This window comes from Paenibacillus sp. TAB_01 (assembly GCF_043945595.1).
Taxonomy (GTDB): Bacteria; Bacillota; Bacilli; order Paenibacillales; family NBRC-103111; genus Paenibacillus_S.
On record NZ_JBIFNP010000003.1, the window covers coordinates 1 to 21,050 of the forward strand.

Annotated in this window: 35 protein-coding genes; 31 read left to right on the plus strand and 4 right to left on the minus strand. The window is 44.4% G+C overall.

The genetic code is table 11. From position 1 onward, the window contains the following. Window positions 1-117: 117 nt before the first annotated feature. The 4 genes from ACHHV8_RS36445 to ACHHV8_RS36460 form a co-directional block, all read right to left on the minus strand. The gene (locus ACHHV8_RS36445; RefSeq protein ID WP_395163724.1) at window positions 118-1,323 is read right to left on the minus strand and encodes a tyrosine-type recombinase/integrase; all 1,206 of its coding nucleotides are present in this window, start codon (window positions 1,321-1,323) and stop codon (window positions 118-120) included. Window positions 1,324-1,417: 94 nt separating this feature from the next. Then, a complete protein-coding gene (locus ACHHV8_RS36450) occupies window positions 1,418-1,864 on the minus strand; it encodes an HIRAN domain-containing protein (protein WP_395163723.1) in 447 nt (148 codons plus the stop codon). Between the two features lie 49 nt (window positions 1,865-1,913). Beyond that, window positions 1,914-2,933, minus strand: a complete 1,020-nt coding sequence (locus ACHHV8_RS36455; protein ID WP_395163722.1) for an ImmA/IrrE family metallo-endopeptidase — start codon at window positions 2,931-2,933, stop codon at window positions 1,914-1,916. Between the two features lie 3 nt (window positions 2,934-2,936). Then, entirely contained in the window at window positions 2,937-3,281 is a 345-nt protein-coding gene (locus ACHHV8_RS36460) for a helix-turn-helix domain-containing protein (protein WP_395163721.1), read from the minus strand. A gap of 161 nt (window positions 3,282-3,442) precedes the next feature. Here ACHHV8_RS36460 and ACHHV8_RS36465 point away from each other — a divergent pair, with 161 nt between their 5' ends. The 31 genes from ACHHV8_RS36465 to ACHHV8_RS36615 all read left to right on the plus strand — a co-directional run bounded on the left by ACHHV8_RS36465 (window position 3,443) and on the right by ACHHV8_RS36615 (window position 21,049). After that, a complete protein-coding gene (locus tag ACHHV8_RS36465) occupies window positions 3,443-3,691 on the plus strand; it encodes a helix-turn-helix transcriptional regulator (RefSeq protein ID WP_395164327.1) in 249 nt (82 codons plus the stop codon). After that, entirely contained in the window at window positions 3,692-4,021 is a 330-nt protein-coding gene (locus ACHHV8_RS36470) for a DNA-binding protein (protein ID WP_395163719.1), read from the plus strand. 181 nt (window positions 4,022-4,202) lie between these two features. After that, entirely contained in the window at window positions 4,203-4,709 is a 507-nt protein-coding gene (locus tag ACHHV8_RS36475; protein WP_395164328.1) for a helix-turn-helix transcriptional regulator, read from the plus strand. Beyond that, window positions 4,699-4,962 (plus strand): hypothetical protein, encoded by a 264-nt coding sequence (locus tag ACHHV8_RS36480; RefSeq protein WP_395163717.1) that lies wholly within the window; start codon window positions 4,699-4,701, stop codon window positions 4,960-4,962. Before ACHHV8_RS36475 ends, ACHHV8_RS36480 begins: the two co-directional genes overlap by 11 nt. Continuing rightward, entirely contained in the window at window positions 4,955-5,086 is a 132-nt protein-coding gene (locus ACHHV8_RS36485; protein ID WP_395164329.1) for a hypothetical protein, read from the plus strand. Before ACHHV8_RS36480 ends, ACHHV8_RS36485 begins: the two co-directional genes overlap by 8 nt. Before the next feature lie 229 nt (window positions 5,087-5,315). Then, entirely contained in the window at window positions 5,316-6,350 is a 1,035-nt protein-coding gene (locus ACHHV8_RS36490) for a DUF4373 domain-containing protein (RefSeq protein WP_395163715.1), read from the plus strand. Window positions 6,351-6,363: 13 nt separating this feature from the next. Further along, complete coding sequence (locus ACHHV8_RS36495; RefSeq protein ID WP_395164330.1) at window positions 6,364-6,855, plus strand: P-loop NTPase family protein; 492 nt, start codon at window positions 6,364-6,366, stop codon at window positions 6,853-6,855. Between the two features lie 64 nt (window positions 6,856-6,919). After that, window positions 6,920-7,123, plus strand: a complete 204-nt coding sequence (locus ACHHV8_RS36500; protein WP_395164325.1) for a P-loop NTPase family protein — start codon at window positions 6,920-6,922, stop codon at window positions 7,121-7,123. A gap of 97 nt (window positions 7,124-7,220) precedes the next feature. Continuing rightward, window positions 7,221-7,481, plus strand: a complete 261-nt coding sequence (locus ACHHV8_RS36505; protein ID WP_395163713.1) for a helix-turn-helix domain-containing protein — start codon at window positions 7,221-7,223, stop codon at window positions 7,479-7,481. Further along, the gene (locus ACHHV8_RS36510) at window positions 7,478-7,888 is read left to right on the plus strand and encodes a hypothetical protein (RefSeq protein ID WP_395163712.1); all 411 of its coding nucleotides are present in this window, start codon (window positions 7,478-7,480) and stop codon (window positions 7,886-7,888) included. Before ACHHV8_RS36505 ends, ACHHV8_RS36510 begins: the two co-directional genes overlap by 4 nt. Beyond that, window positions 7,888-8,136: a hypothetical protein gene (locus ACHHV8_RS36515; protein ID WP_395164331.1), complete on the plus strand. Its 249-nt coding sequence runs from the start codon at window positions 7,888-7,890 to the stop codon at window positions 8,134-8,136. The genes ACHHV8_RS36510 and ACHHV8_RS36515 overlap by 1 nt, the downstream gene beginning before the upstream one ends. A 44-nt stretch (window positions 8,137-8,180) precedes the next feature. Beyond that, the gene (locus ACHHV8_RS36520; protein WP_395164332.1) at window positions 8,181-8,327 is read left to right on the plus strand and encodes a hypothetical protein; all 147 of its coding nucleotides are present in this window, start codon (window positions 8,181-8,183) and stop codon (window positions 8,325-8,327) included. Between the two features lie 167 nt (window positions 8,328-8,494). Further along, window positions 8,495-9,037 (plus strand): site-specific integrase, encoded by a 543-nt coding sequence (locus tag ACHHV8_RS36525; RefSeq protein WP_395163830.1) that lies wholly within the window; start codon window positions 8,495-8,497, stop codon window positions 9,035-9,037. A gap of 11 nt (window positions 9,038-9,048) precedes the next feature. Next, on the plus strand, window positions 9,049-9,363 hold the full coding sequence (locus ACHHV8_RS36530) for a hypothetical protein (protein WP_395163829.1): 315 nt from the start codon (window positions 9,049-9,051) through the stop codon (window positions 9,361-9,363). Between the two features lie 36 nt (window positions 9,364-9,399). Next, window positions 9,400-9,690, plus strand: a complete 291-nt coding sequence (locus ACHHV8_RS36535) for a hypothetical protein (protein ID WP_395163828.1) — start codon at window positions 9,400-9,402, stop codon at window positions 9,688-9,690. A gap of 41 nt (window positions 9,691-9,731) precedes the next feature. After that, window positions 9,732-9,917 carry a hypothetical protein gene (locus ACHHV8_RS36540; RefSeq protein ID WP_395163827.1) on the plus strand — a complete coding sequence of 62 codons (186 nt, stop codon included), beginning with the start codon at window positions 9,732-9,734 and terminating at the stop codon, window positions 9,915-9,917. A 50-nt stretch (window positions 9,918-9,967) separates the two neighbouring features. Next, the gene (locus tag ACHHV8_RS36545) at window positions 9,968-10,486 is read left to right on the plus strand and encodes a hypothetical protein (protein ID WP_395163826.1); all 519 of its coding nucleotides are present in this window, start codon (window positions 9,968-9,970) and stop codon (window positions 10,484-10,486) included. A 36-nt stretch (window positions 10,487-10,522) separates the two neighbouring features. After that, a complete protein-coding gene (locus tag ACHHV8_RS36550; RefSeq protein WP_395163825.1) occupies window positions 10,523-10,852 on the plus strand; it encodes a hypothetical protein in 330 nt (109 codons plus the stop codon). Window positions 10,853-11,363: 511 nt separating this feature from the next. After that, a complete protein-coding gene (locus ACHHV8_RS36555; protein ID WP_395163824.1) occupies window positions 11,364-12,395 on the plus strand; it encodes a DNA cytosine methyltransferase in 1,032 nt (343 codons plus the stop codon). 20 nt (window positions 12,396-12,415) lie between these two features. Further along, window positions 12,416-12,652, plus strand: coding sequence for a hypothetical protein (locus ACHHV8_RS36560; RefSeq protein ID WP_395163823.1), 237 nt, complete (start codon window positions 12,416-12,418; stop codon window positions 12,650-12,652). 42 nt (window positions 12,653-12,694) lie between these two features. Continuing rightward, complete coding sequence (locus ACHHV8_RS36565) at window positions 12,695-13,072, plus strand: nucleoside triphosphate pyrophosphohydrolase family protein (RefSeq protein WP_395164333.1); 378 nt, start codon at window positions 12,695-12,697, stop codon at window positions 13,070-13,072. A gap of 37 nt (window positions 13,073-13,109) precedes the next feature. After that, on the plus strand, window positions 13,110-13,274 hold the full coding sequence (locus tag ACHHV8_RS36570; protein WP_395164334.1) for a hypothetical protein: 165 nt from the start codon (window positions 13,110-13,112) through the stop codon (window positions 13,272-13,274). A gap of 131 nt (window positions 13,275-13,405) precedes the next feature. Then, window positions 13,406-13,549, plus strand: coding sequence for a hypothetical protein (locus ACHHV8_RS36575; RefSeq protein ID WP_395164335.1), 144 nt, complete (start codon window positions 13,406-13,408; stop codon window positions 13,547-13,549). Between the two features lie 102 nt (window positions 13,550-13,651). Beyond that, window positions 13,652-14,014, plus strand: a complete 363-nt coding sequence (locus ACHHV8_RS36580) for a hypothetical protein (protein ID WP_395164336.1) — start codon at window positions 13,652-13,654, stop codon at window positions 14,012-14,014. Between the two features lie 662 nt (window positions 14,015-14,676). Beyond that, complete coding sequence (locus tag ACHHV8_RS36585; protein ID WP_395164337.1) at window positions 14,677-15,231, plus strand: site-specific integrase; 555 nt, start codon at window positions 14,677-14,679, stop codon at window positions 15,229-15,231. 243 nt (window positions 15,232-15,474) lie between these two features. Further along, the gene (locus tag ACHHV8_RS36590; protein WP_395164338.1) at window positions 15,475-15,798 is read left to right on the plus strand and encodes an HNH endonuclease; all 324 of its coding nucleotides are present in this window, start codon (window positions 15,475-15,477) and stop codon (window positions 15,796-15,798) included. Window positions 15,799-15,877: 79 nt separating this feature from the next. After that, the gene (locus tag ACHHV8_RS36595; protein WP_395164339.1) at window positions 15,878-16,240 is read left to right on the plus strand and encodes a P27 family phage terminase small subunit; all 363 of its coding nucleotides are present in this window, start codon (window positions 15,878-15,880) and stop codon (window positions 16,238-16,240) included. Next, entirely contained in the window at window positions 16,237-17,982 is a 1,746-nt protein-coding gene (locus tag ACHHV8_RS36600; protein ID WP_395164340.1) for a terminase large subunit, read from the plus strand. Before ACHHV8_RS36595 ends, ACHHV8_RS36600 begins: the two co-directional genes overlap by 4 nt. Further along, window positions 17,979-19,217, plus strand: a complete 1,239-nt coding sequence (locus tag ACHHV8_RS36605; RefSeq protein WP_395164341.1) for a phage portal protein — start codon at window positions 17,979-17,981, stop codon at window positions 19,215-19,217. The genes ACHHV8_RS36600 and ACHHV8_RS36605 overlap by 4 nt, the downstream gene beginning before the upstream one ends. After that, window positions 19,207-19,788 carry an HK97 family phage prohead protease gene (locus tag ACHHV8_RS36610; protein WP_395164342.1) on the plus strand — a complete coding sequence of 194 codons (582 nt, stop codon included), beginning with the start codon at window positions 19,207-19,209 and terminating at the stop codon, window positions 19,786-19,788. Before ACHHV8_RS36605 ends, ACHHV8_RS36610 begins: the two co-directional genes overlap by 11 nt. Continuing rightward, entirely contained in the window at window positions 19,778-21,049 is a 1,272-nt protein-coding gene (locus ACHHV8_RS36615; RefSeq protein WP_395164343.1) for a phage major capsid protein, read from the plus strand. The genes ACHHV8_RS36610 and ACHHV8_RS36615 overlap by 11 nt, the downstream gene beginning before the upstream one ends. Window position 21,050: the final 1 nt, after the last annotated feature.

Consider the following 21,050-nt stretch of genomic DNA (forward strand, 5'->3'; position numbering starts at 1 on the left):
AATGGGCGGCATGATGTAATCGCCCAACCAAAAACCTTGAAATACCAGTATTTACAGGGCCTCGTGAGGGGCCCTGTTTTATTTAAAATCACGGAAAAATCACATTCATTGCAAAAATCACATATTGAGGATGCTGCCGAAGTGATTTTTTATCTTTTGAGTGACAGACTTTCTCATCTTTTCAGTCACGTGGGTGTAGATTTGCATTGTGGTTTTCATGTCATCGTGGCCGACTCTCTTCATGATCGCATTAATATCTACTTCTGCTTCGGTCAGCATGCTAATATGAGAATGACGGAAGATGTGCGGGGTAGCTGCTTTTTTGATGGATGTTTTCTTGAGTAATCTCTGCATCCTGATATTAATGTTCTTTGGGATAATGGGATATCCGTTCTCATGGCGAAAGACAAATTGCTTATCATGATAATCTTCGAATAGATGTCTCGTTGACATCCTTTTCTTAGCTTCTTTTTTTATATGAGCCTTTATCAAATCCATTATGCTCTCATCAAGCTCAATGGTGCGTATGGATCCTTCTGTTTTTGGCGGCGTTAATTCATATTTCCTCATGTTGTTATCTGGATTGTATAGTGTCTTGGTAATTCTCATTTCATTTGTTTCAAAATTAAAGTCTGTCTCTTTAAGCGCGCACAGCTCGCCTGACCTCATTCCTGAGAAGGCAAGTAAGTAAAATATCTCAAAATCATCCGGCATGCCATATTCACGAACAACCGAAAGAAATTCGGTCAGTTCTGATTTCTCCAGATATTTTTCCTCGATCGTATTATTCTCGATTTCCTCAACAGTTAATTTCTTGACAGGTATAACAGCCCCTTCACACGGGTTGTCTTTTCGCATCTTATGATGTATTGCATATTTGAAGATCATGCCGGCGGTCACATGAACGCCTTCAATGCTTGTTTTGGCGTAATTCTTATCGTCCAAATCATTCAATATTCTTTGGTACATCTTATGTGTGACCTTATCAATATTAACAGCGGCTACATAACGCAGGAGTATTTTAATTTCTTTTTCTCGAACCCTTATTGTGCTTCCTTTCCTTCGGCCTTTTGAATAGGTTTCTAGCCATTCCCAGGCAGCTTTTTCGAAAGTCATATTCCTCAAGGCTTTGGGATGTTCTGCCCCAGCGTCGAGCAAATCCTCAATTGCTTTGTTGACTCGATTCTCAGCATCTTTCTTCTTGTCAGCTCGCCGCGAAATCTGATTACGCTTACCGGTTACCGGATCTGGCGGGCCGTCAGCGACACATACCCACTTATAGCCTTGTTTATTCTTCGCATCGACTTTATAAAAGTAAGGCATAATTGATAAACCCTTTCTATATGGGATCATATGTTCCACACAAAGCCAAAATAAAAGCCCCTACAAGGGGATGGGATAATAGAGCTGTTATTAACTAATTATTTTTGTAATACTTCTTAATGGAAACAGTGCAGTAAGGAAGTAATTTATCTTCATCTTCCGGTTTGAACATACCTGATTCTATAAACGCACACTCGATATGACTGTATGTTCTTGAGGTTCCCTTAAGTATCGCTTGAAAATCTTTTGCGTTCCAAGCGTCTACATACCCTAATTGTTTATTTGATTCCGTCATTATTTTAACGGCATTCTTATCATATGGGTTGTCCAATTCACGAACAAGAATTAATTTTTGCCCGTAGTGACAACTAGAGGCAATCTTCTTTCTTGATGAACCATCATTATTTTTATGAGTGACTCCAGCTACATTAATTTCAAACTCTTTATATTCTGACGACTGATCTTCTACTCTTGACATCTCTTGATCGCTTTTATCATTTGTTCGGATGATCTGACCCCAGACCCATTTAAAAAAATTCATTTCCAATATCGCGCCTCAATATTTCCACATCGGTTGCGGGATTTGCTATTCAATACCTCGCTGTTCCAATCCGCATGCCGGGATGAATTTCATCACGCCGGCGTTCTTTCTCGATATCAAGCCATGTTTTCAACAAACCCATTTTTGATAAGTAGGTTTCCGATCCGCAGTGCTCACAGTACCTTGCATCAGATGGGTTTATCTCACCACAATTTACGCTGTTTTCAATCTTAACCTGTTTTTGACAGTCGTTGTATAAAAAAAGACCACACATTTTGCAATATGAGGCATGTGCTGAGAACTGAGAGTGTGCGCACCGCGGGCACATTTTAAATCGGCCCTTCGAATCCATGGATATATTCATAAATTTGTAGTCCAAATATTTCACACCTATCTGATCTCGACTGACAAGATGCTGTGGCAGACGAAAAGGAATATTGGAGCAAAAATTAACCTCTCTTAAGAAGCCTTTGAACTGTTGTTCATAAAACCTATATCCGTCAGAATCAATCTTATGAGAATACTTTACAGTTTCAAATTCCCTTAGACGATTCAAAGCAGCTTGATTTGATATTTTACATATGGATGCGATATCTTCCCATTCATCTAAGCCAAGCCTGGACACGATGTATGAAGGGGATAGAAGCTCTTTTGCAAAAAAGTCCGCTTCTTTCTCCAGAGTCTGATATTGATATTGAGTCAATCTGGCGCCGCGATTAATGGATGTTAGCTCAAAATCTTTAAGATGGTTCAAATAGATGTGCCCGATTTCATGGGCCAGTGTCCAACGGACTCTACCGGGTGATTTATGCTTTGAATCATCGTAGATCGTCATGTATTGTTTTCCGTTCCAAGTGGTTACAGCATCTACATTTTTTATCCTTAGACCTAGCGGATCCTTCTGCCCATAGAGTTGCTCTGCTTCGGAAAGCTTGAACAACAACCATTTATTATTTTTAAAATAAACAAACGGATCAACAGGAAGTTCAGAAATCTCGAAGGTTCTCATGAATTTACGGGCACCTTGTACTGCAAACATCCTGCGTGGAATGATGGGGATCTTTTTCATAATTTACTCTTCATCTTTTTTATTTCCCTGCTCATACAGGAAATCAATGAATTTTTTTGCCTGTTCAAATTGTTCAGGAGGAAGTTCTTTGGCCCGTGCGATCATACGATATACAGGCTCAGTCTCTTTATTGATACCATTTTTCTTCTTTACATCACTACGTCCCAATAAATAGTCTGTATCCACATCAAAATAATCAGCAAGGTCATTCAACGTTTTGTTGTCAGGTTCAGTTATTCCATTTTCATAACTACCATAGCCTTGTCTTGTTATCCCTAGAAAATCAGCGAGGTCTTTTTGGGTCTTTTTAGATTGTATTCGTAGACCGCGAAGTCGATCAGAAAACATAATTATCCCCCACATACCTAGTATTACATTAATTATAAGCAATAAAAAGTTGCCTGAACAGAAAAGGCAATAAACAATTGCATAATGTTATTGACAGCAATGAAACATTGCCCTATTATTAATGACATAGGCAATAAAACATTGCATAGGTGGTGATGATCTTGAAAAGGTTATGGCTTAATAAAATTAGAACATCTCGTAGTAAAACTCATTTAGAAGTTGCAAGCAATTCGGGAATAAAACGTCAGTATTACGGAATGATCGAGAATGGCGTAAGTAATCCGAGCGTTGAAGTAGCTAAGGCAATAGCAACATATCTGGAATTCGACTGGACTCTTTTTTTTGCGGATGAAGGCAATGAAACATTACATTTTAATGATGAGCAAGCCGCAACAAGGGAGGTCGTGTAAATGAGCGAAACAAATTCCGGTATTCCATTAATCAAATTCGAAATGGACATGACTCAATTGAGAAAGGCCATTAACGAAGCAGTTGACCAGGCGCTTGAGCGTCATTCGCTTGCAGGGTCGCTGCCCCCAGTGTTGAATCGGGAGCAATTAATGAAGTTTCTTGACATTAAAAGTACCAAAGCTTCCGAGTTAATGAACCGCAGGGATTTCCCAGTTATTCGAGAACTGGGCCATCCCAAGATTCTGACCCATCTTCTTATGAAATGGCTTGAAGACCACACTGAGTGGGTTACTGAAAACGCCGGTTCTGGTTACAAGCAAGTGGTGTGAAAATGATAAGAAATACCCGCCTCCAAGTGGCTGGCGGGCCGAAAAGGGAAATGTTGGTTGACCTTATTGTAATCGGTTATCATGTCACATTCCCATATATTACATGTGCAGTTTTGTCAATTTCGTGTGCCTTTAAGTGCGCAAATTGTCCATCCTGCTAAATTCCAATGGACAGAAAGGAGTGCCATCATTGAGCTTAGGAGAAGCGATTCACGAATATCGAATATCGAACAATTTATCCCAAAAGGCGCTGTCTGAAAAATTACCAATCGATCGCACAGTCCTTTCGCGTATTGAAAATGGGGAAAGGGAGCTTGCTGCTTCTTACGATTCTGTTGTAGCTGGGCTGAGTTGGAAACTAGCCCTGGCAATTGCTGATGAAAGAACAGGTGGCTTTATCTCTAACATTTTAGACGATGTGCCAAATCTAGATTTACACCCGGCAGCTTTAAAAGACGTGCTTCTAAAGGAACTAGGAGAAGCAGAAGCAGCATTGGAGGGGCTTGTCGTGGCAAAACATATCGACCCCGAAAAGCGCAGGGAAAGCGCTGAAAGAGTTTGGCAAGAAATGAGGGATGTAATCGAAAAGGCCGTGGTACTGCAAGGAGTTCTTGAGGAGGAATTCGGCCTAGATCGTAAGCGTTTAGCACAGAAACATGAAATGGAGGTGAAGCGCGGTGAAAGATGAGGTATTCGGTTCAAGGGTTATCTATGTAACTGGAGTCTTGAAAGGTAAAGAAGTAAGGCAGATGGTTGAGGAGTTTAGAGCCCAGGAAAGCATCCGACCGATGACAAATAGGATTCTTCGGGAAAATAACTGCTTACAAAGCAAAAAAGCCACTGGCCAGAGTGACTTTAGTGCAACACATTTAGAAAATGTACCTGGAGATATTATACCTGTTCATGAGCATGCTGACAAGGAGGTAAGTACCTATGTCTAAACAAAAGATACTAGGTCAGATCATGGGGATTGCGTATTTATTAAATCAAAACTCGGATTTTAATGTGTTCATTGAATTTTCAGGGCATGTAAATCAGATCAGCATCCGTTTGAAGGACGAGTGACCTGAACTATTTGGCCGAATCCCATATTTACCTCGACAAACCCGATACAGAGGCAAGACTGATCGAGGTCGGGGCACACTTGACCAATATTTTGACAACAGGGGAAATTGATTATTCCAGATTATATAAAGGCAAGTACGGGATCCGGGAAGCACTATTCTTTTGTTTTGATAAACAGGCAGCTCATTAATTTTTTCAATTCGGATCTTCGGGGAGGAGGGGATGAATATTGGCAAGACCGCAAAAGGAAGGATTGGACTATTTTCCGATGGATGTAGACATAGACCAGGACGATAAGCTCGTTGTCCCAATTGGCAAGTTTGGTATGCAGGGATTTGGGATTATCGTCAAGCTGATGGGAGAGATTTATAAAAACGGTTACTTCTATCCGTGGGGAGAAAAGGAACAGTATGTATTCGCAAGCCGGGTTATTGTTGACATTAACACAATAAAAGATGTTGTTAATGAATGCATTAAATGGGGTTTCTTCCAGCAGGAACTATTCGACAGACATTCTATATTGACCTCCAAGGGATTTCAAAAGAGGTATGTCGAGGCCGCCAAACGGCGCAAGGAGCTAACCCTCGTACATGATTACCTTCTCATTGACGCAGGGGCCATGAGTAAGGAATGCAGTGTGAGTATCAAAATAGTTAATTCCGACGGTAACACGGTAAATGTATACATTAAACCAGATAAAAGCAACGCAACGAGTGCAGAAAGTGCACAAAGTAAAGTAAAGGAAAGTAAAGTAAATAAAAGTAAAGAATTAAAACCCAAAGATACTACCTCTCGGCAAATAAAAACATATGCCGAGGACAGTAGCTACTATCGTATGGCTGTTTATCTTCACTCTAAGATTAATGAATATGCTAAAAACCTTAGTGTAGACCACTTGATCAAGAATTCCAATATGCAAAAATGGGCTGATGATTTTCGCAAGATTGTCGAATTAGACGGACGACAGAAGGAAGAAATCAAAAATGTTATTGATTGGGCCACGAAAGATGCTTTCTGGCGAAAGAATATTCTTAGTCCTGAATCACTGAGAAAGCATTATGTAAAGCTCTGCATTGAAATGACAGATGGAAAAGGAGGCGGCAAGCTTGAAGAAGGCAATCTCAGGGGCATCCAAGGACGTGGCAAAGTTTTTGGAAGAGGTTCGGGTCAAAGCGGAGCGTTACAAGTCTCAGACGACGACCTCGATGAACTTAACAGACAGTCCCTACAAATGCTCGAAGTGTCGGGATACGGGAACTATTAACGAGATCATTGTTGTGAAGGTTGACGAAGGTGATCGGGACGAGCTCGGGAATGTGATTTATCGGGAACGCGAAAGACTACGGGTTGATGAAAATGGTTATCCGCCCCTGTGCGATTGCTATTCAAAGACAATCTTTGAGAGTTGCAACGCATCTGCAGGGATGAAGCCCAACGAGCGGGAGAGGTTATTTTCGACCGCCGTTATTGATACCGAGAACAGACAGTTCTTTATTCAGGCTCATAATTTTGTGAAAAACATCGACGCACATTTAAAGTCAGGGACGTGGCTTTATATTTACGGAGATGAACATCGGGCTAAGCAGCGCGGGCTTAGCGCATATGGAACGGGTAAGAGCTACCTCACACATTGCATCGGAAACGAGCTGACAAAGCTCAAGCAACGGGCAATATACATCACGGACGAACCAGCTTTTCAGGGAGATCAAGAGTACATATCGAAAGGACTCCAAAGAAAGCGAAGCAGACGTTTTATGGCGGTATCATAACGTACCGGTCCTGTTGATCGATGATCTGTTTAAGAGCCAGTACAAGGATTGGGCAGAGGATATCATGTTTCATCTGCTGGATCATCGGAATTGCCCGGGTAAGGTGACCATCATCAATAGCAACTATGCTCCCAATCGAATCGAAATCGCTATGGAACGGACGGGCAACGCCGTTTCCAGCCGAATCTTCGGACAGGCTGTTCTTGTGGAAATGATCGGCACAGATCGACGCCGCAATAAAATGAACAGGGGGCCAGAAAGTGCATGAATGATTACGATTTAGACGTATCGCCTGAACACATCTGCGATTTAATAGTTGAAGACCTTCAGTGGGAATACGAGCAAATGCGTAGGGAGGATGCTGAATGCTAAATAGCCTGGTCGTTCTAAAGCATCAGCGGCAAAAATTATATGTCTGCTTGGAAGATTTGGATTTTGTTTGGGACGAGAAAGAGGTTAAAGAATTTGACCGAATGTGGATCGAGGGGTTAAGCATTCAGGATATTTCTCGGGCATTTGATCGAGACATGGATGAAGTTGTTTTGCTGGTGATGGATCGGAAACGTACTGGCTATATTAATGACCGCCCCGGAGGGGTTTACGGAAGGAGGATGCTGGAACAATGAGCGAGCCAATTTATCTTCGCAGCTGCGAGGTAGTCATTTTCGAATTATTAAAGCAAGGTAAGCCGCATAAAGAAATTTTGGAGATTTCAAAGATAGGCAAAGGTAAAGTCGGAACCATCATTAACCACTTAAGAACTGTTGGGATGGTGGAGTTAGTCAAGAGAGGCTGCTATCTCACTTATGAAAAGGAATATGAAGTATTGCCTGATGAGGAAACTTTCAGGCTTCGGGTAACCAAATCCAAGCAGTTGACTGGAACTTTAGAAATAAATGGTCTGTCTGAACTCCAGCGGATGGTTTTAAACGACTACAAGAATAAGCTTCCCCGTTCTGTAATCGCCAAAAAATACGGAATGAGCAAGGTTGATTTGAATATGCTTATTCTTCAAATGGGGTGTGGGGCTTAATGGGCATTCAAAATATCGTCCATAACGAAGAAAAGGAACAAGAGATTCAGCATATCCTTGAAACGTTCTCCATGTGGGCAGGCCGTCCACTGAAGCGCCAGGAAGAAAATATCATACTTAAGGCTATTGGAAACGGGAAAACGCTGGACTTATTTACTAAGCTCATTCATTCGATTTATCCTCCAAAAGTTCAAGCTGCTCCCGATCAGAATCAAACTGTAATCGAGGATTACCTGGTTACCAAGTAGCCATACAACAAAATGAATAAATTTGTCCGTCAGGAGGCGGCGGCATGAAGCTTAAAGAAAAATGGTACCTGGTTATCGGCGGGAACGGTCTTTACGAGTTTGAAAGCTTGATTGTCGATAGCGTGACGATCCGTGTCCGGGCTAACAGCGAGGAAGATGCGTGGAAAATTTTAAGACAGACGGTTAAGTAATTCAATGAATAATTTTTCCCCTTGCGAGGTGAAGCGAAATGAAATGGGTAACAGTCTGCTGCGGCGAGAAGAAGGAGTACGCAAAAGAACTCATTCAGATTCAGCCTTGCCCGAAATGTGGAATGAAAGGTTGCTGGACCCAGGATACCTAAAAGGAGTGGAGAGCCATGCAGTTTGTTCAGCCAATCAGAAACACGGAAAAGCTGGAGCAGATGAAAGGCGTACTCCGGCAACAAAGCGATCGCGATTGGTTTTTGTTAGTCATGGGCATCAACGTCGGGCTGCGGATCGGTGATCTGCTCCGGCTACATGTCAAAGATGTGCGGAATAAGTCTCATCTGACGCACCGCGAACGCAAGACCGGCAAGATGCGCCGCTTCCCGATCAACGCGGAGCTGCGCGAGATCATCAACCAGTACACCAAAGGCATGCCGGACAACGCGCCGTTGTTTCCTTCGTACCGCACCAAGCAGAATATCGGAAGGACGCAGGCTTATCGCATCCTTAACCGAGCGGCGGCGGAAGTCGGGCTCTCGGAGGTCGGGACGCATACGCTGCGCAAGACGTTCGGCTATCATTTTTACCGAAAGTATAAAGACGTGGCGCTGCTGCAGCAAATATTCAATCACAGCGCGCCGTCGATCACGCTGCGGTACATCGGGATTAACCAGGATATTATAGACGAGGCCGTTGGCGGCTTCCATTTATAGGGAGGGATTATATGATTCCAGTAATGGTTTTACGAAATAAGTCTAATCCAGAACGTTACTTAGCTTTCGATAAAGACGCAAAGCTGAACATTTTAAACTCATTGGGCTTAACCGAATACGATTGCCACGGCGGCGTGTTGCATTATTGTATGGTCGAGAACAAGCCGGAGAATATTGAGAAATTACAGCAGATTGGAGTTCCTTTGGATGATATCAAATCCATGGTATCCAATGATGGGACAGAGATAGATATTGCAAAATTTGTCTTCACTTATGGCGAAGCAGAATGGTTTTCAAACGAGGAGTTCCTTGGCTATACGCCATGAACAGCTTGAATAATCAAATACATGGGAGGTTTTTCAATGAAAATGCATGTGATTAACGCAACGGACTTTATTTGGGCGGAAAGTGAAGAGAGTGCACGTAATCATTTCGTTAATGAAGTTCCAGATGAGGAAATCATATCAATGGCAGTGATGTCAGATGACACGCCAGTCTACATTCAAGAGCCCGCAGAAGGCGGCGAGTCCCTTTGGTGGTTTAAGAAGCACCCTGGATGGAACGTACTTGAAGAATCCACTCTCGGAGAATTTTTCAAGTCATATTGCAAAGGCGTTTCGCTCCCATTCATCGTTTATAGCACGAACTGGTAACGGAAATTCATGAATATTAAAGGACTTGGAGGATAAATGGAATGGTTAGAATGTCAGAGCAAACTATTGAGGAGTTCAAGAAAGCTGTAATGGAAATGGCGATTAATGGTTACGAATCGGATGTATCATTTAACAAAGAGGGTGCGCTTGAAAGAGCACTTGATTATGTGTTTAGACAGGCTCATTTAAGAGGCGGCTATGCTGCGAGAAATAATATTATCGAGTAATGGAGTTACGGGCAAGATTGAATAATCAAGGACATAAGGAGGAACTTATCGTGAGTTTGCTAAATGATCCAGAAGTGAAAAAGGCTCTCCAAGTTTTGAAAGATAAAGGTGTGCAGCTCTATGAAATCGAGTTATGGTACGGAGTCGCAGCCTATCAATCTAAATCTAATGATGAGATCGGAATATTCTTCTGTGGTAACTGCGGAGGTACGATCAACAAAGAATTGCTAAATGCAGAGAAGCCTGCGGATGATTGCGGGAACTGCGGGTTCAATGAATGGATTTTTGAACCAACGGGCGAAGAACGACTAGATAAGGATAGCAAATTGGATATTCTAAATTCATTTGGATTAACCGAATACGATTGCCACGGCGGCGTGTTGCATTATTGTATGATCGAGAACAAGCCGGAGAACATCGAGAAATTACAGCAGATTGGCGTTCCTTTGGATGAAATCAAAGCCGTGGTATCCAAGGATGGGAAAGAGATAGATATTGCAAAATTCGTCTTCACTTATGGCGAAGCAGAATGGTTTTCAAACGAGGAGTTCCTTGGCTATACGCCATGAACAGCTTGAATACTGAGGAACATGAAGGAGGATTCCATGAAAAAATACGTTATTGTCTCTCTTCGTCATAAGGATATGTTTTTCGGTGGAAATGCTCACCTGTTTTGGGGATCAGATCGGCAAGGATATACCGCCGTTCTCCAGACCGCAGGTCTTTATACCGAAGAAGAAGCGGCCAAGATAGCTAATGAAGATGACGTTCCAATCAACATCGATACCCTTGGATTCAAAGAGGAATTTTTTACCCCAACCAAAAGCGGATTTAAGGAGCTTCCGCAGCTTGTGCTTATCAATATCGAAAACAAAGGTATCGATGAACTGATTAAAGCTTCGCGGGCATGGTTCCGGCAGAGGAACGCAGGCTGAATACGGAAATACATGGGAGGCTCATTAAATGAAGCACAGATATGTGACATGTTCTTATAAATTATCTGAAACCGACTTTTGGAGATCGGGATATATTGACAATTCCTCGAATGATGTTTTTTCCGAAAGCGGTATGAACATGGGTAATGTATTCAAGCTTCACGGGTACATCGAAGGTATTGGTATTTTAAGTAAATGATTACGAACATTCGCTGAATATCGAAAGACATAAGAAAAGCGGGCAAAGTCCCGCTAGTCCATAAGGTCGCAAATCGTATTCATGTACAACGCCATTTCATGTGTCGCATCTGCTTCGGTCATACCAGCATTTATTAACGACTGTTTGTAATCGTCATAAGGATCACCATCGTAAGTCGATAGTCTGTACAAATAGTTAATCGTATTGGTATCTAACAACTTTAATCACCGCTTTCCGATTTAGTATTGTAATTATTTTACAATACATTTGTGGCGGCGGACAAGATGAATATTGAGGGACATGGAGGTGCCTATGAGAGCACTGAGTTTATTCAGCGGCATCGGCGGAATTGATCTTGCCTGCGAGTGGGCCGGCATCAAGACGGTGGCATTTTGCGAGTGGGCAGAATTTCCGCGTAAGGTGTTGCGAAAGCACTGGCCGGGCGTGCCTATTTATGAGGATGTTCGAACTTTATCGAAAGAGAGGTTAGATACTGATGGAATCGGGTCAATTGAGCTTATTCACGGGGGATACCCTTGCCAGCCTTTTAGTCATGCCGGGCAGCGAAAAGGCACGGAAGATGACCGTCACCTCTGGCCAGAATATTTCCGCTTGGTTAAAGAGCTCCGACCACGTTGGGTTGTTGGCGAAAATGTTGCTGGACATGTCACATTGGGCCTCGACATCGTGCTTACTGACCTGGAAGGTGAAGGATACACCGCGCGGCCGTTTATTATTCCAGCTGCAGCCGTCAATGCTCCACACCGAAGAGACAGAGTTTTTGTGGTTGCCCACTCCAACCAACAGCATGGCAACGATGGCCGACATGGAGCAGGCAAAATATTCAGGGAACGATCCACGCAGGCCGTCATATCAGGAGGCAAAACAGATGTGGCCGACTCCAACGGTGAACGGGAACTACAATCGGAAGGGGTCATCGGCGAAAGCTGGGGATGGACTGGCAACGGCAGTGAAGATGTTACCAACACCTCAAGCGCGGGATTACAGGAGTGGCGACGATCCGAGCGGACCAAGAGCGCAGCGGAAACGGGAACAAGGTTGGAGCCCCAATCTAAACGATGTAGTTCGGATGTTTCCGACGCCAACAGCGCAGGACGCGAAGAACAGCACGCTGCCCCCTTCACATATAGACAGAGACTCGGTGCCTGGGGCACTCCTTCGGGATGGGAACAGTGGTCAACTGAACCCGATGTGGGTCGAGTGGCTAATGGGATTCCCAATCGGGTGGACCGACTTAAAGCGCTCGGAAACGCCGTAGTGCCGCAGCAGATTTACCCAATCTTTAAAGCAATTATGGAGATCGAAGCGATGAACATTCGCTGAATATGGAGGGACATGATCTAATGGGAAAGCCAGATAAAAGTGACAAAGAAATATTGGAAGCTTATATCAAAGTCTTGGCTGATAGCATCAAGGACGTTAAATGTCCGTGCTGCGGAGAAGAAACAAGTACGGGTTCCGCGATCAATGATCCAGATGATGAATATCGGGATATTGTTACTTGTGAGGTGAATGGCTGCGAGTTTTATATGACCGAATATACCGATGGAAAGATTGTCTTAGAACCGTCTTTTGGATGACGGACATATTGAATATTGAAGATCATAAGGAGGATTTTATCCATGAAATCTATTAATCAATTTGTCAAAGAAGCACATGAAAATGCAATAACTAAAGGCTGGTGGATGGAAGATCGATCATTTGGTGAATTGATCGCATTAATGCATTCGGAGCTTTCAGAAGCGTTGGAGGATTATCGTAACGGCGAGCTTCCAACAACAATGTGGTATGAGAAGAAAGTGAATGGAGAATTGAAAACTGAGGCTATTCAAATCGATGATAACTGGAAACCTTGCGGCATACCATCGGAATTGGCAGACGTAGTTATTCGGGTATTCGATGCTTGCGGTCGTTATGGAATTGATCTTGAACAAGCCATAGAAGAAAAGATGGCTTACAACGCAACACGGCCACAACGGCACGGTGGGAAGAAGTTGTAAGGAGTTTTGAATATTGAGGAACTTGGGAGGGATAAGTGTGGAATACACGGCGACTATATCACGATTACCTGATTCGGATCTCGAAGCATTAGAGGACTACATCGATCGGCAGGATCTAGACCCGGATCAGATGAAAGTTTTTCAAGCCTTGCTCACGGGGTACGGGGCGGCGTGGGATGCACTGGAAGAGGATGTCGATTAATTATGCTGCGGGCTTGCTGGTATGGACTTATCGCAGAAATCATTCTTTTTGACGTAGTAGCCTTAGGCTGGATCTTATATAAAGCACTCGTAAAATAGTTTCATTGGAATAAATTATGGGAGGGAATTACCATGGCAGCAGGAACTTGGAAGCAAGAAATGATTTTTATCAAGAGGGATGATAATGGTGTGATTATCGCTATATCAGAGTATACACCAGAAGATTATGAAGCCAATCCAGATGAAGAAACAAGCTTCGAACCATTTGGAGATTAAATAAAGAAAATTCCCCAGCGTATACCTTGGTCGGAGGCGCTGGGGAATATGTGTTCTCACCCAAATTATAACATATAGAAAAGGGTGAGGGGAATGTTGGTTATGATGGAAGATTTATTCCCGGAGGCAACGGCAACGGAGGTAAAGCTCGCAAAAGCGTATTTGAAGAAATATGTTGAAAAAAAGCAATTAGCCGAGTTCTTTAATAGCAACCCACCCAAAACTGATAAGAATAAGAGAAGACAAGAAGAAGCGCTGAAGCTTGTCAGCTTTATTGAACGGGCCGTCGATCAAATTCGCGATGGGAATGTTAAAGCTGTTGTAGAATATCGCTACATTAAAGGTAATTCCCGCGCGGCCACTATCCTTAAATACAGTGGATGGGATTATTGTGATAAAACAATTGATCGTAAACTGGAAGAAGGGGCTGTGTCCGTAGCTAATACGCTGCTTTATTTGGAGTGAAAATGTCCACTTTATGTCTAACGCATGTCCACAAGATGTCTAATGTTGAGAGGTACAGTAAACACATAGAGCCGAACCGGCTCGGGTGATACCTACTGTACCTTTATCACATGTAGGACTCGGTCATGCGGTGGGTCCTTTGACCTTAGGCGCCAGTCGCCAAGCGTGTGAAGATGAGGCGGGGTTGGAAACCCCTGCGAGGTTGACTTGTCCCTTGCTCAGTGATTCGGATTTTATGACCGGATTGCTGCGGAAGGAATAACTAAGCCAGAGCTGCTGAAAAGCGGCTCTTTTTGTATTCAAGGAAGTGATCCTACGAAGTACATGGGAAAAGAGCCCGATCCACCGCGGCAGCCAGAGATATGCAGAGGATGTATTTGGGGAAGATGGGAAGCAAGTAAGCAGTTTTGTTCGAAAGTTGATTGCGTAAAAGATCGGGAGGTGATCAAGGCCAATGATCGGAAAAATAAGCTCGAATCTTAAACGGTTTTTCAAGGCAATAATGTCTGTTTTAAAAAGTAATAGACCGTCGTCGGTACCAATATTCAGAGATGATGGCAGGGGCATTCGACCAATGACATCTGTGCGTTGCTGCCGCAAATTGAGCTATCGGAAAGAAAGAAGCCAAATGAAGAATTGGCAGCACTGGAAGTGATGAGGGGATGAACTTTGTCCAGCCTATCCGGGATCGTGAAATGATTGAGCTCATTAAGAACTTTTTGATGAAACAATCTTATCGTAATTACATGATGTTCGTATTCGGAATAAACACCGGGCTGCGTATACAAGATATCCTGAAGCATAGAGTTATGGATGTCATGGGTGTTCAAATAGTAATGCACGAAATGAAGACGGGCAAACGAAAGATCATCGAAATCAATCCTACTTTACGAAGGGAACTGGATAAATATATTACGTACATGAAGATGAAGCCAACGGACTACTTATTTCCATCACGCCAAGGCGGAAAAGGGAACAAGCCTATCGGTCGAGACATGGCATACAAAATTATGCGCGCAGCTGCTCGGGAACATAACTTAGTCGATATCGGTACGCATACCATGCGCAAGACCTTTGGCTACCACATGTATGATAAAACGAAAGACATTACACTTGTCCGAAAGCTACTGAACCACTCTGATGACAGTTCGACAATGAGCTATATTGGTCTGGATCAGGATGCTATGAACAAGGCTATGAAACAATTCGGCCTATGAGTTCGCTTCATTTTAGTAGTGTGTAACTCGTAATCAGAATCAGAGAAAAAGCCTTGTCAGACAAGGGATTAAGGCGATGGCGGCAGTTATGCACTCTAATAAGATATGAGGAACTGGACACCACCGTATTTTTATACAGTTTTTCAAGAAATGAGCAGGGAATAAATCGGTATCGAATCGTTTTTGTCCATATGTATCAAGGGTTCCGAAAGAATTTCCAGTTAAAAATCAGGGCGAATATTTATGCAGAGGGAGGGATGGGGGCTGAAGACGGTTCATCCATTCTACCGATCCACCAAGTGGAAGCAGAAACGTGAGCGAGTATTACGGCGTGATGAGTATCGCTGCCAGGAATGTAAGAGATACGGGAAGTCCACGGCTGCCGCGACTGTACACCACATTAACCCGCTCGAACAGCATCCAGAATGGTCCTTGACCAGTTGGAATCTGGTATCCCTTTGCAACCCTTGTCACGATAGCATGCACGATCGTGTAACTGGTAATTTAACTGAAAAAGGAAATAGGTGGGTGGAACGGGTAACCCCCCCTACCCCTTTGGCCGACTAGGCAACATGTGGAGACCGGCTAGGGGAGCCTTTTCCAATAGTGCGGGGGCTGGGAAACTTTTTTTGGGGAGGGTGGTGGCATGAGCGATGATGTACTAAGTAAAGATTTCGACAAGGCAGCAGTCAAGCGAGCAACGATCCGCGATATGAAGGCTCTGAAGATTTATAAAAAGCAGTATGACAGGATCATTGATATTTATGCTGATTTGGTAGCCCAGTACAATCGGCTTAATGAAGAGTTTGCCGACGGCGGCTATCAAGTTGAATCAGAGACTGCTCAGGGAGGTTCGAAGAAATCTCCTATGGTCGCAACCCTTGAAACTCTGCGTAAGGATATTTTGGCGTACTCCGACAGACTATGTTTAAATCCGAAGTCCCTGGAGACGGTAACGATCGAAAAAAATGAAGCTTCCAAGCTTTCATCGTTAATGAACCGAAAATGAACAACGTTCTCTTTCACAAGAATTATGAAACGGTTATGGAGTACGCCGTAAGCATTATAGAGGGACGTAAAATCGCATGCCGGGAAATGGTTCAATCTGCACAACGATTTCTGGATGATTTGGCATCCGGATTGTATGACTTTAACCCAGAGGATGCAGAGTACGTCATAAAAATCATCGAAACGACCTTTGTTCATGAAAAAGGAGAACGACTGGACGGAACACCGTTGCGGGGATCTCCCTTTCTGTTAGAACCATGGCAGAAATTCATTGTTTACAATCTTCTCGGATTCTACAAAAAAGGAACACAGCTTAGAAGGTTTCAGGAGGCGTTTTTGTATGTGCCCAGGAAAAACGGAAAAACCCCGTTTTCTTCCAGTTTGGCTTGGGGGCTCGCATGGTTAAGCATTAAGTCCAGCTCGACAATTTACATTGTCGGGGCCGCATTGCGCCAAGCATTGCAGAGTTTCCGCTTTATTCTTTTTAACATTAGGAATATGGGGGAAGAAAAGAGCTTCCGCATTCTGGATAATAATCAGAACCATAGCATCACTGCAGATTTTGGCAAAAATGGTTCTCTGATGATCGAAGCGCTGGCTGCAAACCCTGATGCACAGGACTCATTGAATTGTAATTATGCCATAGCTGACGAGCTTCATGCTTATACGCGCCCTAAACAGTACAACATCATCAAAGAGGCAATGAAAGCTTATGCCAATAAGCTGATGATCGGTATTACGACTGCCGGGGATGACATGACAAGCTTCTGTTATCAAAGATTTCAATATTGCAAGAAAATCCTTGATAAGACAACGAAGGCAGAGCACTACTTTGTTTTTATTTGCAAGGCAGACCAGGATGAAAAAGGCAATGTTGATTATACATCAGCGGTAGAGCATGAGAAGGCGAATCCTAATTATGGGGTTTCGATACGTCCAGCTGATATCATGCAAGAAGCGATTGAAGCACAGGATGATCCTCAGCAGCGGAAAGATTTCCTAGCCAAGTCACTGAACATTTACACGGCAGCGATGCTTGCATATTTCGATATTCACGAGTTCCGATTGAGTGATCGCAAACATAAATGGACCTTGGAAGAGTTGGCACGGCTTCCAATCAACTGGTATGGCGGGGCTGACCTTGCAAAGCTGCACGACCTCACGGCTGCAGCTCTTTACGGGGAATATCAAGATATATCCATTGTGATTACGCATGCTTGGTTCCCAATCGTTACGGCGACGGCCAAAGCAGAAGAAGATGGCATTCCGCTCTTCGGGTGGAAAGATGATGGCTGGCTCACGATGACAAACACCCCCGTCACGAATCACGCAGAGGTCGTAAACTGGTTTATTGAAATGCGCCGTCGTGGATTTAAGATACGCCAGCTTGGCTTTGACCGGAAATTTTCGGCGGAATTTTTCCGTGATGCCAAGAAAGCCGGATTCAAGTTAGTGGATGAGCCTCAGTATTTTTGGCGCAAGTCCCAAGGATTCCGCAGGATTGAACAAAAGGCCAAGTCCGGCAAATTGTATTATTTACACAGTGAAGCCTATGAATACTGTGTTCAAAATGTCCGGGGGATCGAGAAGGTCGATGATCTAATCCAATACGAAAAGGTCGATGAGAAAAAGCGCATCGACCTTTTTGATGCGTCCGTTTTTGCTTGCGTGCGATATATCGAGGATACCGACAAAGGGAAAGCGACTGACAATTGGCTAAAAGGAGGTGAAACGACAGAGTGAGTAAAAGGAATAGGCGATCTGGACAGACGCGATCTGACCCGCAGCAAACTCCCATCGGCATTTTCCTGGCTGGGGACGATCCGTCTATCTTAGTTCCAGATGGGTATGTACGTCTCTCGGATAACCCGGAGGTACGGATGGCTATAGATCGCATAGCGGACTTGGTAAGCAGCATGACGATCCATCTCACGCGGAACACCGATGAGGGTGACATCCGGGTTCAGAACGAGCTGTCGCGCAAGATCGATATCAACCCCTACAGCCTTATGACCCGCAAAGATTGGATGTATTACATCGTTCACACGATGCTGCTGGCAGGGGATGGGAATTGTATTGTTTTCCCGACGGTACAGGATGGGTTGATTGACCAGCTGATACCGGTGCCCCCAATTCGTATTGGATTCCCTACGCCTCCGACCAGTGAGACCGGGCTAACAACAGGTTATCAAGTATCCATTCAAGGGCGGGTATATGAACATGATGAGCTGCTGCATTTTAAAATTAACCCGGATTCAGATAAACCTTGGATTGGCAGAGGGTACCGCCTCATCCTGAAGGATATCGTCGGCAATTTGACCCAAGCAGCAGCAACAAAGAAGGCATTTATGGGCGATAAATGGAGGCCCAGCATTATCGTTAGCGTGGATGCGGACACTTCCCAATTTAGCAATGATGCCGAGCGGAATAAGCTGCTGGAACGGTACATTGGGGACGGAAAGAGCGGAAAGCCTTGGGTGATCCCGGAGTCTATCATAAAAATCGATCAGGTGCGTCCTCTCAGCCTCCAGGATATTGCCATTCATGAGTCCGTACAGATTGATAAAAGGGCGGTTGCCGCAATGATTGGCGTTCCGGCCTTTTTTGTTGGGGTCGGTGACTTCCGCAAGGACGAGTACAACGCATTTATTCAGACACGCATTGCACCATTGGCAACCGGCATCGCTCAGGAGCTCACACGTAAGTTACTGATCGCACCGGATTTATATTTCCGGTTTAATTCCCGGTCGCTATATTCATACAGCTTGTTAGACATGGTTACGGCTGGGACAGCCCTCGTTGACCGAAATACACTGCGACGAAATGAATTGCGTGACTGGATCGGCATAAGTCCAGATCCAGAGATGCGCGAATTGATTGTGTTGGAGAATTACATTCCTGCGGATTTGCTTGGTCAACAAAACAAGCTCAAGACGCTCAAGACAGCGCTTCAGGAAGGAGGTGAGGATGGTGGATAGAGAAATTCGCCAGACGCGCGGGCTCAGGACAGAACTCAAGACGCGCGCTGAGGGAGAGGACATGACTATTGAGGGCTACTTTGCCGTGTTTAGCAGGGAGACAGAGCTTTGGCCTAGTGCATTTGAGGAGATCGCACCCGAGGCGTTTGAAAGGACGATGGGTAACGACATCCGGGCACTTATTGACCATGAGACCCGGCTTGTCCTAGGCCGCAACAAATCCGGGACACTTGAGCTGCGCACGGATAGCCACGGGTTATGGGGAAGGGTAAAAATTAACCCCCATGACAGCGATGCGGTTAACCTGTATGAGCGTGTCAAACGCGGAGATGTCGACCAATGCTCCTTTGGTTTTAATATCGTTCGCGAAGAAACGGACTGGCGCGATGACGGATCAGTCAAGTGGACCATCCGCGAGATCGATCTGCATGAAGTTAGTGTCGTCACCTTTCCAGCCTACGCGGAGACAGGGGTTCAAGCAAGGAAAGCGGAGGTAGCCCAGCACCGGGAGAGACAGCTTCAGGTCCGCAAACAAAAACTTATCGAAAGGGTGAAACAAATTGGCCATTAGACAGCTGATTTTGAGCAAAAAAATTGAACAGCGTAACAATGCCTTGGCAGATCTGCTGATCGAGGAGGAAAATCTCCAGAAACGAAGCTCGGAGTTGGAAGCGGCAGCAGCCGAAGCCAAAACGGATGAGGAAATTACAGCCGTCGAGGAAGAAACAACGGAGCTTGAGGCAACGGCAGCAAAGCTGGATGAACAGAAATCGAAAATTCAGGGTGAGATCGCCGAGCTGGAGGGCGAGCTGGAGCAACTGAACGCTAAACCGCCCGCAGACAATACGCGGAGCAAAAACCAAGAAAGAGGTGCCGAAATGGCCGGTGAAATCAGCAGACAACAAACTCGTAAGCTCTTGGAAAGTGGAGAATATTATAATCGCTCCGAGGTACGCGAGTTTTACGACAAATTCAAGAGTCTCCGAGCAGTTTCCGGTGGCGACCTGACCATCCCTCAAGTTGTAATCAACCGGATTATGGATATCGTCGGCGATTTTACAACGTTATATCCACTTGTCGACAAAATCCGCGTGAGCGGAACGGCCCGAATCCTCATTGATACAGATACAGCGGCTGCAACATGGATCGAGAAAAACGCAGCGCTTCCGACCGGTGATGTAGGCACAATCACGAACGTGGATTTTGACGGGTTCAAGGTCGGCAAGGTTGTTTTTGTAGATAATTACCTCCTACAGGATAGTATCATCAACCTGGATGATTATGTCGTGCGTAAGATTGCTCGCGCTATTGCTAAGGCCCTCGATCTTGCCATCCTTAAAGGTACAGGTGCTGCCAACAAGCAGCCAGCCGGCATCATTCCAGCAATTCCGGTAGGGAACCAAAAAACAGTTGAAGCCGATCAGAAACTGCTGGTTAATCTCCTGAAGAACGTTGGCTTGATTGACACTGGGGATGACAGTGTTGGCGAAATCGTGGCCGTAATGAAGCGTCAGACATATTATAATCGCTTGCTGGAATATACGATCAACATTAACAGCGAGGGCAATGTCGTCGGTAAGCTGCCTAATCTGCGTAAGCCTGACCTGGTTGGGTTACAGGTTATCTTTAATCAGAACATGGATCTCGATCAGGTGATGTTTGCCGAAATGAGCCAGTATACGCTGGTCGAGCGGGAGGATATCAGCATCGACCGCAGCGAGCATGTGAAATTCGTTGAAGATCAGATGACATTTCGCGGTAAAGGTCGATTTGATGGCAAACCAGTTCGGCCTGCAGCGTTCGCACTCATAACGATTGAAGATCCAGCCTAAG